The sequence below is a fragment of the Clostridia bacterium genome (genome assembly GCA_035561135.1).
Taxonomy (GTDB): domain Bacteria; phylum Acidobacteriota; class Terriglobia; order Terriglobales; family Acidobacteriaceae; genus DATMYA01.
In genome coordinates this window covers 94,770-108,342 of record DATMYA010000051.1, presented here as the reverse complement: position 1 = coordinate 108,342, position 13,573 = coordinate 94,770, and the positions used below count along the sequence as shown (strand labels likewise).

11 protein-coding genes are annotated in these 13,573 nt (G+C 57.5%); 10 read left to right on the top strand and 1 reads right to left on the bottom strand.

Annotated elements, in window-relative coordinates:
* Window positions 1–73 precede the first annotated feature (73 nt).
* From VN622_10910 to VN622_10880, 7 genes are read left to right on the top strand one after another with little or no spacing between them, the layout of a single operon-like run.
* On the top strand, window positions 74–3,532 hold the full coding sequence (locus VN622_10910) for a phage tail tape measure protein (protein HWR36367.1): 3,459 nt from the start codon (window positions 74–76) through the stop codon (window positions 3,530–3,532).
* A gap of 2 nt (window positions 3,533–3,534) precedes the next feature.
* The gene (locus VN622_10905) at window positions 3,535–3,927 is read left to right on the top strand and encodes a hypothetical protein (protein ID HWR36366.1); all 393 of its coding nucleotides are present in this window, start codon (window positions 3,535–3,537) and stop codon (window positions 3,925–3,927) included.
* Window positions 3,924–5,891 (top strand): hypothetical protein, encoded by a 1,968-nt coding sequence (locus tag VN622_10900; GenBank protein HWR36365.1) that lies wholly within the window; start codon window positions 3,924–3,926, stop codon window positions 5,889–5,891. Before VN622_10905 ends, VN622_10900 begins: the two co-directional genes overlap by 4 nt.
* Window positions 5,892–5,893: 2 nt before the next feature.
* Window positions 5,894–8,083 (top strand): hypothetical protein, encoded by a 2,190-nt coding sequence (locus tag VN622_10895; GenBank protein ID HWR36364.1) that lies wholly within the window; start codon window positions 5,894–5,896, stop codon window positions 8,081–8,083.
* Window positions 8,083–8,517 (top strand): hypothetical protein, encoded by a 435-nt coding sequence (locus tag VN622_10890; GenBank protein ID HWR36363.1) that lies wholly within the window; start codon window positions 8,083–8,085, stop codon window positions 8,515–8,517. The genes VN622_10895 and VN622_10890 overlap by 1 nt, the downstream gene beginning before the upstream one ends.
* A 6-nt stretch (window positions 8,518–8,523) precedes the next feature.
* A complete protein-coding gene (locus VN622_10885; protein HWR36362.1) occupies window positions 8,524–9,399 on the top strand; it encodes a hypothetical protein in 876 nt (291 codons plus the stop codon).
* A gap of 1 nt (window position 9,400) precedes the next feature.
* On the top strand, window positions 9,401–9,877 hold the full coding sequence (locus tag VN622_10880; protein ID HWR36361.1) for an Ig domain-containing protein: 477 nt from the start codon (window positions 9,401–9,403) through the stop codon (window positions 9,875–9,877).
* Here the strand turns inward: VN622_10880 and VN622_10875 are convergent.
* A complete protein-coding gene (locus VN622_10875; protein HWR36360.1) occupies window positions 9,816–10,634 on the bottom strand; it encodes a phosphatase PAP2 family protein in 819 nt (272 codons plus the stop codon). The genes VN622_10880 and VN622_10875 overlap by 62 nt on opposite strands.
* Before the next feature lie 156 nt (window positions 10,635–10,790).
* On the opposite strand from VN622_10875, the gene VN622_10870 reads away from it, so the two are divergent.
* The 3 genes from VN622_10870 (at window position 10,791) to VN622_10860 (ending at window position 13,402) form a co-directional block, all read left to right on the top strand.
* The gene (locus tag VN622_10870; GenBank protein ID HWR36359.1) at window positions 10,791–11,213 is read left to right on the top strand and encodes a site-2 protease family protein; all 423 of its coding nucleotides are present in this window, start codon (window positions 10,791–10,793) and stop codon (window positions 11,211–11,213) included.
* A gap of 72 nt (window positions 11,214–11,285) precedes the next feature.
* On the top strand, window positions 11,286–11,927 hold the full coding sequence (locus tag VN622_10865; protein ID HWR36358.1) for an HIRAN domain-containing protein: 642 nt from the start codon (window positions 11,286–11,288) through the stop codon (window positions 11,925–11,927).
* 359 nt (window positions 11,928–12,286) lie between these two features.
* Window positions 12,287–13,402, top strand: coding sequence for a hypothetical protein (locus tag VN622_10860; protein HWR36357.1), 1,116 nt, complete (start codon window positions 12,287–12,289; stop codon window positions 13,400–13,402).
* Window positions 13,403–13,573 lie beyond the last annotated feature (171 nt).

Here is a 13,573-nt window from a genome sequence, read left to right as displayed (position 1 = left end):
GGGCGGCTAATCCAACAAAACTTTAGAAAACAAACGCTGCAGCCTTCGGGCTGCTTTTTTATTTGGAGCAACAATGGCAATCAACCTAGGCGACGCGATCCTTAATTTCCGAGCCGACCTGACGCAAATGAATGTCGCATTTGATGAGGCTGCAGCGTCAGCGGGAAAGCTCGGCCCAGCGCAAGCCAAGGTTGACGCTGTTGGCGCCGCACTCGATCACGTGGCTGCCAGCAGCGGACAGGCTGGCGCCGCTATGCGAGCCTCCAGCGAGTACGGTGAACAGCTTTACGCTGCGCAGCTAAAGGTAGCCCAGGCAACAAACGAACATGACAGGGCCCAGAAAGAACTAAGGTCGGCGCTGTTCGCCAATAGAGCCACCGCCGGCGAGAGTGAGACGGCAACGGCACGTCTGGCGGCAGCCCAATGGAACGAGAATAGATCCGCAAGAGCGGTTGCCGATGCTACAGAGGAGCTGACTCGGGTAAAGAAGCTTGCTTCTGGAGAGACCGCACGCCTTGCACTGGCTGAGCGCGAAGCGGCCGCCGCGGCGCTCTTGCAGCAGCAACAGCTTGAGCGCAACGCGCGGGCGCAAGCCGAAGTCTCTGCCGTCGTGCGACGTATGCGCGAGGAAACCGCGCTCTTGCACCAGCAGACGCGAACTGGTTCTGCAGAAGCTGCCGGAGAAAGCAATCGCTTCGGAGCGGCGCTCGGAGGGGTCGCCGTTCGTGTATCGACGCTAGTCCAGGGATTCGCTCTTTTCAAAGCAGCCCAGATCTTGAGGGAAGCTGCTGGCGCTGCCCTGGAGTTTGAAAACGCGTTTGCAGAAGTCTCGACGATTGTGGCTACGAGAACTCCGCAAGGCGTCGCGCAATTGGCGCAGTTGAAGCGTGAGATTCTCGATCTCCCGCCAATGCTGGGCGATGCCACAGACCTGACTCATGGTCTCTACGAGGCCTTGTCATCTGGCGTTGCACCGGCGAATGCCGTTCGTTTCGTAGGAGAGTCCGCACTGTTTGCTCGTGCCTCCCTCACTGACACGCGTACCGCGGTCGACGTTATGACGACCGTGCTGGCCGCATACGGACGCGAAGCTAAAGACGCGGGGAATATCTCAGCGGCGCTATTTGAAACCATCAACCTCGGCAAGACTCGCGGCCCCGAACTGGCAGGTTCACTCGGCCGCGTCGTTCCGATCGCAGCATCGCTGAAGGTCTCGCTTTCTGAAGTACTCGCAGCCGTGGCGACGCTCACCCTGGCCGGCCTCAGTACCGATGAGGCGATGACGGCTTTGCGCGGATCCATGACAGCCTTGCTCTCGCCCACCGGCGAAGCCGAGAAGATGGCGAAGGAGTTGGGGATCGATCTACGCCAGATGCGCGAGGAGTTGAAGGATAAAGGTCTCGCTGCCGTGATGGGCGAAATGGCACAGAAAACCAATGGAGCCACCGAGGCCACGGCAGCTCTTTTTGGAAACGTTCGCGCACTGAATGGTGTGTTGACTCTCACCGGCCCACAAGCCCATCAATATCAAGAAATATTGAAGCGAGTCACGGAAGCGGAGCGTGAGGGGACCGCTGCGCACGACGCCGCCAATAAGATGCTGGCGTCACAAGGTTCGCAACTAGAGGTCCTAGGGCGCACGTTTAAGACTGAATTCATCAAGGCGTGGGAAGACGGCAAGCCGGTCATCGATACAGCCGTTCAAGCGTTCCGCATGATGGCGTTGGACTCAGGCGCCCTGAAAGTGGTTCTGGGCGCTCTCGGCATTACGGCTGCTGCGCTCGCTACTGTTTTCCAGTCGTTTGTGCTCGTGTTCAATGGCATCGGGTGGGCAGTAAATGGCCTGGTGGCGTCCCTTATCAGCGCCGCCGGGCACATCCCGATTCTTCGCAAGTACGTAAACGAAAGCACGGACTCGTTCAAACTGTTCCAGGCGTCCGCTAACGACTACAAGGAAGGCGCAACAAACGCAGCGGTCGCGATCGTCAACATCAATAACGCAGTTAAGACTCTCGTAACTGGAACGAGAGAATCAACGGCCGCGACAAAGGACAACACCTCCGCAACCAACGATAAGTCGGCAGCCGACCGCGCGGCGGCTGAGGCAGCAGCGGAGCACGCGAGAGCGGAGCAAGACAAAAAGCTAAAGGCTGCTGAGGCTGCAAAGGCAATGCGAGACTACGCCTCTGCGCATGGCATCCACCTCGTTGGCGAGCTGAAGAAGTCTGCCGAAGCCGCTACTGCCTTTTACGAACTACTTGTAAGGCAGAAGGCTCCGATGTCCGAGCAGAATACCGCTTGGATCAACATGAGCAAGGCCGTCGGAGAGTATCGCAAGGCGGTTACTGAAACGCGTAATGAGCTCGAGCGGTTGCACGATCTCGCTGTTCAGCAGCGCGGCGGACCGCAAGTAACTCCGTCCAAGATCGACAACACGATTGATCTCTCACCAGAGGCCAAGGCGCTCGAACAGCTATCCGAAGGGTTGAAGGCGCTAGGAATCCAGGGCTCGGCAGTGTGGGCCGGTCAAGTACAGGCTGCGCAGGAAGCGTTCGACAAGATCAAGGAGTCCGGACTATCGACCTACGCCGACTTGCGGCAGGCCCAAATGAAGCTATTGCAGGCCAAGCTCGGACAGGCGCTGGCGTTCGGCCAGACCTCAGAAGCGAAGAGATACAAGGACGAGATCGAGGACATCCGCAAGGAACTGGAAAAGCTCGGAATCACCACCGACCAGACCACGAAAAAGACTGAACGGTTCGGCCACACATACAACGATGTCGGTAGCCAACTCGATAAATTCGCGCAGAAGTTGCGCGCCGATCGCGGTGAGCTAACGAAGACCGAGCAGGCCTTTGACTCGATTCTTCTTGGTGCTACAGGAGCGCTGGGGAACGCTGTCAGTCAGTGGGTGCTAGGCGAAGAGTCACTCGGGATTGCATTGCGAAAGGGGATGGCAGCAGAAGCGGCTACCATCGCCGGCAAAGCTGCGATGTGGGGCGCATACTACACAGCCTGGGGCATTGCAGATCTATTCTGGAACCCGGCGAGGGCGGGTGCGGACTTTGCCGCGGCTGCTCAATTCTTCGCTGTCGCTGCGCTCGCGGGATCGTTCGCCTACGCGATCAAGCCGGAGTCCCAACGCGGAGAGCGCGGCGCTCCCGATAGCGCGCAGCCGATTGAGACCGCCGGCGACGCGGCGAAGGCTGAAGCCAGTCCCATACAGACTCAGAACATCCAGCACTTCGCTACAGGCGGACTCGTCTCGAGGAGAACTCTCGCGGTGCTCGGCGATTCGGTTGGGGGAGGGAACGCCACTGAAGCGGCAATTCCGCTCGATGATCCACGGGCTGTCGCGAAGATAGTGCAGGCGCTCGGAGGCGGCGGAGGTACGACGAATCACTACCATATCGCCGGCGTCATCTCTGACGACAACCTGCACAAAGTAATCAAGAAAATCGATCGCAAGGTCAACAAGGGCGGAGTTCCACTTACGTCGAGCAACGCGCGCCGGGTTACGAGGAGAGGCTAACGGTGAAAGTCCCCAAGATCACTTACAACGACGGCGCTCCTCAGACGCTGACGTTTACCTATCCGCCGGTGCAGAAGCCTGGCGCCGAAGCGCGAGAGGCGCTTAGGCATGACACGTACGCAACTGCCGGCGTTGGCCAGCACATCACCGAGCGCGTCGATCGCTTTCGCTCCCTGCAAATCGACTTCGTCCCAGCCGCGGATATTCCAGCATGGGAGCGGTTCATAGACTTCGCGATTCTCGGGAATGTCTTCAGGTATTACCCAGACTCTACGAGCGCTGAGTACACCGATTACACGCTCGAAGACACAGGCTGGGACCCTAAGTTTGCGTACCGCGGCGGCGGGGGGTTCTACAAATTCACATTGAAGCTAAGGAAGTTTGTGAGCGCATGATTCCCGTCCCGGCAAACTTCACAACAGCGAATGCGAAGCTGGCCAAAACGCCAGTCTATCTGGTCGAGATAGAGGACTATCCGCACGCCTTTGTTAATCAGAACGTGCAGTTCGACGACAACGATATTGCGATCGATCCTGACTACGTCGCGGACCCGTACCCGCTCCCATTTGCAATTCCCGCTGGGCAATCCGTCGCTTGGGCGTTTCCGACCGCGGTCGAAGTTAGGCCCGGAGATGAAGGTGCGGCGAATGGCTTGGCTACGGCGACACTCAGCTCCGCTCATCTCAGAATGACGTCGTCGCACCCTCTCGGCAATTTGTTCTGGGCGGCGCAGTGGTCCGGCTTTGTGATGCCGACGCTGCCAGTTGGCGCCGTGATTGAGGGTGTGTACGCGGTGCTAAAAGCCCAAGGCATTAGAGATGGAGCTTTTCACACCGGCGCATCCAGTCCTGCACTGAATCTGTGGTCGTTTTCGGCGAGCAACGACTTCCTTCCGGAGCCTACGAGCGGTAACTACGATGGCACGTATCACAGCGGAAATCAGGGAAGCTCTGTGGCGACGGTCGCTGGACTAAAGATCGGCGTATCACTGAATGCAAGTCTTTCACAGGCCTCGATTCTCGATGAGATGTTTGTCGACTTTGTCGGACTGGCAATCTACTACTCCGGAGCGGGCTCCGGACATCCAGGCGGCACTTATCCGGAAAGCGCCTATCCGGCGCGAAGTCTGCGGCCGTGGATGAATGCGCCAGATGATCTCACTATCTCCATCAACCCGCTCGATGGCTCAAGTTCGCTGGGGGAGTTGACCTTTGAAGTAGCCGATTACATGCACCTGCTGACAGCAGACTTTCCAGGATTCGTATTCGAAGGCAAGCGCGTTCGGCTGCGAACTGGATTTCTGGGCATGAAGCGAGTCGATTACGCTCTGCTCTTTACGGGTAAGGTCGATTCTGTAAATTCGAGCAGCAATAACACCGCTTACACCTTCGTCTGTTCCGGTGGAATCGATGCTCTCCACGATGTTGTCTATACCGAAGGAGACGATGGTCAGCCTACCGACAGCGATCACCCACGCACCCTCAACGGCAACCCGCTCGACATCATGCTATCCATCCTGCGCGTTGAGCTAGGGCTTCCCGAGCAGCGCATTCACGCCGCCCGCATCGAGGCGTACCGCGATCAACTCTTTGCGGGGGTGCAGTTCGCGTTCACCCTGGACTCTGCTCCAGAAGCGCGCGAGTTCATCCAGTCGCAACTCCTGAAGCCGCTTGGCGGATATTTGTTAGACGACTATCTCGGCCGCATCACCGTCAATTTCCTCTATCCACTCCCAGAGGAACTTGAACCGTCAATGGATCTCGACAACAAGTTACTCGTCGGGATCCCGGCTCCGATGCAGGCTGACATGGTTAACACCGTCTGTTTCCGCTTCGACAAGAACGAGGAGAAGTACCGGGCCGAGGTCATCGAAGTCTACGGCCGCAGTCGCGACGTTTACGGGCAGGCCGGAGACGTGAAGGTGATCGAGTCAGACGGGATGCGCTCCGGCTTTCAGGGATACTTCATCGCCGCTCTGACCGCGCGCATGATCTTCCTGCGCTTTGGGATGAAGAACCTGCAGCTTGAAAATGAAGCACTCTGGAATGCGTGCCCTCTCTCCGCTGGCGATATTGCGAGGGTGACTCATCCCCTGATTCCTGACCGAGTGCATGGAACCTTCGGCATCGCTAACTGGCAACTTCAAGTACTGGACAAGACGTACAACTTCCGCGAGGCAAAGGTAAGCCTGAAGCTGATTGACGTAAGCGCAATCACGGGATTTGGTCGGTTTCGCATCGCTCCGGACACTCAAGTTGATTGGCCGGATGCCACACCGGCCGAGCGCTCGCGTTACTTGTTCCTGTCTGACAACGGCGGTCTACAAAGCGATGGCTCGCCGGCGAATACCCTTGGATAACTATGGCATTCACGCTTACTAATGTTCCGGGATTTGCCGACCTTCCAGACGTGTTGCTCGATGCGGAGAAGTTTGCGCTCGGAATGAACGTTGCGCGCATCTCCGGCAATGCTGCGTTTGGGATGGTCCGGCCTGAGATATTTGTTGGTCTCTACAAAGACGGCGAAGAGGTCAATCTACCCATATCGCCAATCGACGGATACGCCTACTCGCGAAACGAGCTGCTGTATGCGTGGGGACTCTACAGCAGCGTCGATGCTGGCAGTGGTTGGAAGAGCGGAAATGGGGATCTGTGGTTCGCTGCCTGGAAGGTCGAGCAAGCAACAGGAAAAGTATCGTCCGTCGAGTACTACCGATCGAGTGAGGGCGACGTTTCCGCCAACACCGCGCAAACGAAAGATGGCGTCTTGGTGGTATTCACGATAGCGCAGAGACAGAAGGACGCGCTGGTACTTTCGGTGCCGCCCGCCTATGTCGATCAGACCAACGCGGATTTACAGACAGATCACGCGGTGCACACTGGAGTACTGAAGGCGCTGAACCGCAATGCCAAGTTCTCAGTCGTAGGCTCGGAAATTATCTACTGCGGAGAGTTCTACAACGGCCAAACAGTACCGCGACCCGTCTCGCCGGCCGACGGATACATTTACGAGTACAACGAAGTTCGCTTTATGCACTCCTGGCGATGGACCACACAAGGCACATCGTTTCAGCAGCCGGACTTGGCCTTCGGACAACTCAACCGCATGGAGGCGTCGGTCGGACTAACCGGTGCGGTGACGACAAACATCATCATGGCGTTCGATCACCTGCTCTCCACCGCCGGGTGGGGCCGTATCGCCGTATTCGCATTTTGCACTCGGGCCGCGTCTCCAGCGAGCAACACCGGCGCTGCCACGGTTTCGGTTGGAAGTCATGTTAAGCCGTGGGAGTGGGCAATCAATGCGGCTTACGACTACGGCGAACATACCGGTCAAGCGCCGGTGATCGTGCCTCTTCCGCTGGTCGCAGGGCAGACGGTACTGATCGAAGCCACTGGAGGATCTGTAGCGGTCTCAGATTCGCGCTCTGCCTACAACGCGGCGGGCGATCCTGGAAGCGTGACAGGGACTAGCCTGAACGGTCACGGCAAGCGCTATCCGACTTACTACATGCCTGGGTCAACGCTTGGGCTTGGCGGCCTCTGCGGCGCGTGGACGGACGCAGCTGGGCATGTAATCGAACCTCTCAGCGTCGGCCTCGGAAATACCTTCACAGCGCCGGCGGGCGCAACGCAGCTACAACTCGGAATTAACGATGACGAGCCTAACGATAACCGCGGCGGTCCATTCACCGTTGATGTCAGTCTTGGCGGCGTGGGTCCGGAGATTGTGCTATCTGGGGCCGACTTCGCCGAGATCGATCCGGTGTTTTTCTTCCCCGGCGAGGAACTGCCGGCGTCGGTGATGGCGCAGATAAATTCCAACATCAAGGAAGCGGTGTGCCGCCCTGAGTTTTTCGGGCCAGCAACCTACAGCAACGGCGCGACGGTTCCGCTGCCAAAGTCGCCGATTGATGACTATCAGTACTCGCGCGATGAACTCATCTACATCTACGACTGGGCAACGACGGCGCCGGAGACCTATGTGCGCTTTGTCACGCTCAGTGGGAACGTGAATCAGGCGACTGGCTACGTGAGCACCGACATGTGGCGCCAGCCGGTTGGGCATAGCCCGAGGCAGACGCACGATGGCAGCCTGCGCGTCCTGGTCGCAGCTTTTCGCAAGTCGCAGGCTCCAGCTCTCGCGCCGATTGAAACGCAGCCGCCCGACTACACAGGGTCAGGCGGTACGTTTTCGTCAATGTCTCCGTCGATCGTGGTGCGCCAGGCGGCCGGCGAAGCCACAACGCTTCGCATGGATGCGTTCGATGTACTTTGGACAACCGGCATTACATCAAGTTATGACGCAAGGGCATTCACCATTCCAGATCCCGGCGCGACTCCGGTTGTGTATTACGTGACCATCTACGACCCGACGCAGGTTGGCGACTCTGCGGGAGCGCTGACGGCGTACTGCGAAACCACGTCAACCAGGGCGAAGACGGCTGGGTACATATTCGCAGGGAAGATCATTGCGACCCATGCCGGCGGAAACAACGGCGGCCCGGGCGGGACTCCTGGAATTGACGCTTTACTCGTGGTGGTGGGCTAATGGCGAGCCAGGCGCATTTCGTTTTCAACGGCGACTCGTTCACGTCGAACGGCGGCGATCCGCAGGTTATCAGCGTTAAGTTCCGCGATCGGGCAACGTTCGTGATCGGCCTTGGTGGAAGCGTCAGTCCGGCCGACGACATCACGAACCATTATCCAGTGCGCAAAGCTGGCACATTCATTGAGCTAGTCGCCTACGCAAAAGCAGCAATAGCAGAGGAATTGCACTTCGACATCCTGCGTTCGCGCGATTCGGGGGCAACCTGGACTTCAATACTCACCGGAAATCTGGTGATTCCTTCAGGCTCGACCAGTAAGGTCCAGGTGACGTCGTTCAACGCCTCCGCGAACTCCGTCGCCGTCGATGACCTACTGAGGCTAGATCTGAAATCCGGTCACGCTCAGGGCGTGACGATCGTTTTGAGTTGGAGCTAAAAGAAAATGGCGATCCAGTACAGTGGCGGCACGATAGTAAACACAACGTTCGTGAGCGATGGCACACGGAGACAGCTAGTTGACCAATTAGCGGCGGCGCTGGCAACGGCAGGTTGGAGCTATGTTTCGGGCAGTGGCACGGCTGACGTGCTGATGAAAACTGCGGTCACGCCGCAAGGGTTGTCGGTTCGCTTCCGCCTGTATGACTCCGGCGCGGGAAACTGCGCTCAGTTCACCATGAAAAACAACGCTGGAACGCTGACATCGGCCATTGCATACATGCTGCCAACGGCCGGAAGAACGTTTCGCATATGGGCCAATCAGTATTGGTTTGCGATGTTCGCAAGCGGCGCGGTCTATCGCAGCTCGCCGAGGAACATCATGCTCGGTGGGACTATTTCAGGAGTTCCGGCCAACATCCTCGCGTCTCTTGGGGCTGACCTGGACGTCGGCTGGTTCAATTGGAGTGGCGATACCGATACCTCGGTGGCTTTCAACTTTACATTTAGAGACAGGCTTTCTTCGTGGGGTGGCACGAGCAACTCGACGTATTCGGCGAGTATTTGGAAATCGTTTTTGCTTAACTACAGCAATTACGCTAACTCATTCCCGCAATTTCCAATGCTCGTCTGGTATGCAAACGGAACTTTCTGCCCTAATTGGGATGATGGGACAGTCGTACAGATCGATGCTCGAATTGGATGGTCGGCCACGGCCAGCATAAACGGGACGTTTAGATATAAAGGGTTTCTCTCCGATGCTTTTGTTTTAGGCTCCATGATGAATGGCGAGTCCGACCTCATTACGTTCGACGGTCACACATGGATGCCGATTACAGACCAAAGTGCATCGCTGGCAACTCTTTATGTGATGGTGAGCTGAGATGAGCCGCGCGGAAATACGCCCATCTATTGAGATTGTCTCGGCGACTACTTTCGTGCGCTCCGCGATCACGGGCACGCTGTATGGGAGCGCTGAGTTCGATGATGGCTCGTTTGGTCGTCCGCTATTTGGGGAGTACATCTCCGACACCATGGCGCCAGATCCAACCACAATTACGTGGGGAGTCTGGGATTTCTGCGCTGGCATAGTGGGCGTGGCTTACGGACACGAGTGGGATCTGGAGGGGTTGGCCTCTCCGACAACGTACACGCTGATCGCTGGAGCTTTGCCGAATGGATTGGCGCTGCAATCGGTCACAGGAAATCAGGGAAGGATCCACGGCACGCCTACCGCAGCTGGGACGTTCACGTTCACGCTTCGCGCGACAAACTCTTTGGGAGCAACCGATAAGGTATTCAGTATTGTGATTGCGCCCGCGCCGTCAGGCGGTAGCGCTCCTGTAAGTTTCGCTTACTAAGGGGATCGCTCATGACGGATTCGATAATTGCGACAAAGGGAACGGCAACCAGCAAATCAATAAAGTAGTGTTCGCCGAACCCGAGTGTCGCAATGACCGTGAACAGCAGAAACAAGTCGCTCCCTAAACGAACCGGTAGTGACTGCAGGCGCAACTCATACCAGATCATCAGTGCCCACGTCGTATGCAGCGACGGCATGGCATTTCGCGGTGCATTTACGGTCGATGTGAGGAAGTAGAACGGACCGCAGGCGGGAAACACGAAGTAGAGAAGATAGCCCAAAGCGGAGGCGACTGCTAGTTTGGAGCAGAAGCGATTCGCGTTCGCGCTTATGACGCTAGCTAAAGCAATGGCCACCGGGAATCCAAAATAAGTGGAAAAAACTACGGTGCGCAAGTTCGGAGAGAATGCAACCAGATCCATCGCCGCAGTGGGACTGAACCCTATAGCGCGATCGATTTGCCAGAAAACGGAGTCGTATGTGATGGGGAGCAGGCGCGGAGTGAAATTCACCGCTCGGGATGACAACTGCGTCGCGACAACCAACCATATCCCCAGCTTTCCGTGCTTGCCGAGATACAGAATTAAGACTCCAGCCGCCAAGTAGGCAGTCTGCCATCCGAGCAAGAGAGCCACTACGACAAGGAACGATACGGAACTAACGATTGTTGCAACGTAGCGCGATATTTCTCCCCACGCACCGCCCCGCATGGCGGCGTCGAGGTGCAGTATGCGTGGTTGCGGAGCACATGCCATGTGTGGGGGTTCTTTCTGGGGGACTGCAGTATAGCAACATTCTTCTTGCATAAAGGGAGAAAGAGACGTATTGTGGCGGCCCAAATCAAACGGGCCAAGCCAGTGCTACCAACACTGACTCAGCCCTGACCGATGCGTCCTGATAAGGAGGACACAATGGCTGCCACACACATTACCACCCATGCGCTGCGGCTGGAAGTGAAGCCCGGTGCCTTAATCCTTTTTCCCATTCTGCTGGCCTTGACGAACTTCTCCCCACTAAACGCGTGGGCTGTGGTCGGCTGCCTGTTGCTGCACGAGTTGGGACACTGGTTGGCTGCGCGCGCGTTCGGCGTCGGCGTGGAAGCGATCGGAATCTGCGCTTGGGGAGGATTCATCAGTCGCGAGAGATCTGTGTCGCCGTGGCACAACGCGGCGATCTCGCTCGCTGGTCCGGCGGTGAGCCTAGTGCTGTTCATCGCGTTCGGATTTGCGCAGCAGGGTACGTTCGCCGCCATCAATCTGTTGCTCTTTGTCGGGAACCTTTTGCCTGTGCCAGGCACGGATGGTTGGCGCGCGTTCAAGGCATTCACGGCTTAGAAGTATTCGGCGTAAACGAGGGCGTCTCTTCGGGGGCGCTCTTTTTATTGCATGCGATAGGGAGAAGGAATTATGTCGACTCGTACTCCTGCGGAACGCACACGCGACGAGGAACTCGTAGAACGCGCGCTACTCGGGAAACTGCTGCCGCCGCACGATCTTCGACGCCACACGAAGGTCGTCGGCGTCACACACAACAATGAGGATGGCACGTCGCGCCAGGACGCCATCTGGCGAATGACGCAGTTCGACTTCGTGGACCTGGTCCGCGATCCCCATGACGCTTACAGCGCGGACGCGATCGAAGTCATCGCGACAATCCCGGCGCCGCCGACGCGTTGTGGACAGCCCGGCCCGGCACAGCGCATCCAGATCGGGCACCTTGACGCCGAGCTCGCGGCCGACATGGCTCCGCGCCTGGACGCCGGCGAGAAGTGGAAGGCGATCGCAACCCGAGTCGGAGGGAAAATCAGTCGCGGCGTTTCGCTAATGCTGTTCCGCCTGGCGAATCCGGTACCGCCGCCCAGGGTAGATGACGGACCGCATGTCGGCTGGCTGCACTGTCTGAAATGTGAGAAGAGTTGGCTGCCGCGAAGCTTGAAGCGTCCGAAGGTCTGTCCGAGGTGTAACAACCCGGGATGGGATAAGGGGCCGAAGCGTGCGCGTGCAAAGTGCGCTCCGACAACGGTGACCTCACCTGTAAAAGCGTGTTAATCTTCCGCTAGATTGTCTCCCACAATCTGATCGCGTGAACTCCGGGGACCTCACCAAGTGAAGTCCCCGGTTGTTGTTTTCAACTCTTCCGCGGTCTCCCACCCAATTTTCCCCACTCGCTCAGTTGTTTCTTGCCGTGAGTCTTTGCCGTCGCCTTGCCACCTTCGGCGGCAATACACCTGGGACAAACGAGCTTTGTCTCAGGATGCTTCACGCACGTCGGCGCATTCGTCGTCGTGATCGAAGCCCGTCCACTCGATTTCCCTCCCGACATCAGGACACACCTCCTTTCAATTTTCTGTTGACAAAAGCCAGCAGCTGGCTTTTAGTATACCCCCGCTATGCGGAACGCAGAAAGTTTGATCGCTAACACGAACCCAGAAACTCACCCTGTTCACACGCCTGGGCATTTGGCCTGTCCTGCATGTGACCTTTACCGGCTTCGCATAATAGAGCCGCAAGCCTTCGGGCGTCTGCGATTTTCTGATGCTGCCCCGATTTGGCTCGACGACCACAAATCGTCGATCTCACAACGGACCCATTCTGACTACCTGTATTACATCCGCACTCTTGATCGTTTCTTTAGCGAGTTGCCGCTGAGCTACATCCACATCGGACACGTCAACTCGTACGTCCAGGAGAGATCGGCGACGGCCAACGCGGCGTCCATCAATCACGAGATCAACACGCTAAAGCAGATACTGTCGCTGGCGGGACTGTGGCTGGAAATTGCGAAGTTCTATCGGCCGCTCCGCATTCCGCAATGCGATGTCGGGCAAGCGATGGAGCCAGAAGACGAGAAGCGCCTGTTTGCGATCGCGGAAGGGAATCCTCGTTGGCGCATCGCGTACTGGAGCTCGATCCTTACGGCGACGACGACGGCCGCACCCTGCGAGATATCTCATCTGCACGTAAACGACGTCGAACTCGGCGAGCGCCCCGGCGCTCCCTGGGGAACGCTTCGCATTCGCGACGGCCTCAAAAATGGCCATCGTGAGCGAGTCGTTCCGCTTAACGAATCATCCCGATGGGCAGCGGCGCAGATGTTAAGGCGCTACTACAAGCTCTGCGCGAAGTACTCGGTCGAGGCCTGCGGAGAACATTACATTTTGCCTGGACGCGCGCGTGCGAGCTCGTATGATTTCTCGCGGCCGATCGGCAGTTGGAAAAAAGCATGGGGTCAGTTGCGAGCAAAGGCCGGCCTTCCGACTCTGCGCATGTACGATCTTCGACATCACGCGATCACAAAGCTGATGGAGGATCCAGAAATATCCGAGCAGACGGTCGAGGAGATGGCAGGGCACGCGCTCAGCTCACGGATGAAGAAACGCTACTCGCATATTCGGCTGAAGCCGAAGGCAGCCGCTGCGGCTAAGCTCGAACTGCAGCTACCCCCGCTGCAGCTACCCCCGAAGAAGCCGGTCGCGAGCGAGCGCAACATTGCCGACGAGTTGGATGCCGACGCCAAGGTCTAGTTTTAAGAATGATACTTATAAGTAAATAATTCTTGACTGCTCGCAATCGGCAAGGTACAAAGGTTCCGTCATATGGCGACAATTGAACTTCCGGTCCTCGAGTGCTACAAGTGCACGCACCGCTGGATACCGCGCAAGCCAGGGCGGCCCAATCGGTGTGCGAGGTGCAAG

What these genes read in the sequence shown, in the direction of transcription:
- VN622_10910 (HWR36367.1), top strand. Translation starts at nt 74, where the DNA reads ATGGCAATCAACCTAGGCGACGCGATCCTTAATTTCCGAGCCGACCTG.
- VN622_10900 (HWR36365.1), top strand. Translation starts at nt 3,924, where the DNA reads ATGATTCCCGTCCCGGCAAACTTCACAACAGCGAATGCGAAGCTGGCC.
- VN622_10895 (HWR36364.1), top strand. Translation starts at nt 5,894, where the DNA reads ATGGCATTCACGCTTACTAATGTTCCGGGATTTGCCGACCTTCCAGAC.
- VN622_10890 (HWR36363.1), top strand. Translation starts at nt 8,083, where the DNA reads ATGGCGAGCCAGGCGCATTTCGTTTTCAACGGCGACTCGTTCACGTCG.
- VN622_10885 (HWR36362.1), top strand. Translation starts at nt 8,524, where the DNA reads ATGGCGATCCAGTACAGTGGCGGCACGATAGTAAACACAACGTTCGTG.
- VN622_10880 (HWR36361.1), top strand. Translation starts at nt 9,401, where the DNA reads ATGAGCCGCGCGGAAATACGCCCATCTATTGAGATTGTCTCGGCGACT.
- VN622_10875 (HWR36360.1), bottom strand. Translation starts at nt 10,634, where the DNA reads ATGGCATGTGCTCCGCAACCACGCATACTGCACCTCGACGCCGCCATG.
- VN622_10870 (HWR36359.1), top strand. Translation starts at nt 10,791, where the DNA reads ATGGCTGCCACACACATTACCACCCATGCGCTGCGGCTGGAAGTGAAG.
- VN622_10865 (HWR36358.1), top strand. Translation starts at nt 11,286, where the DNA reads ATGTCGACTCGTACTCCTGCGGAACGCACACGCGACGAGGAACTCGTA.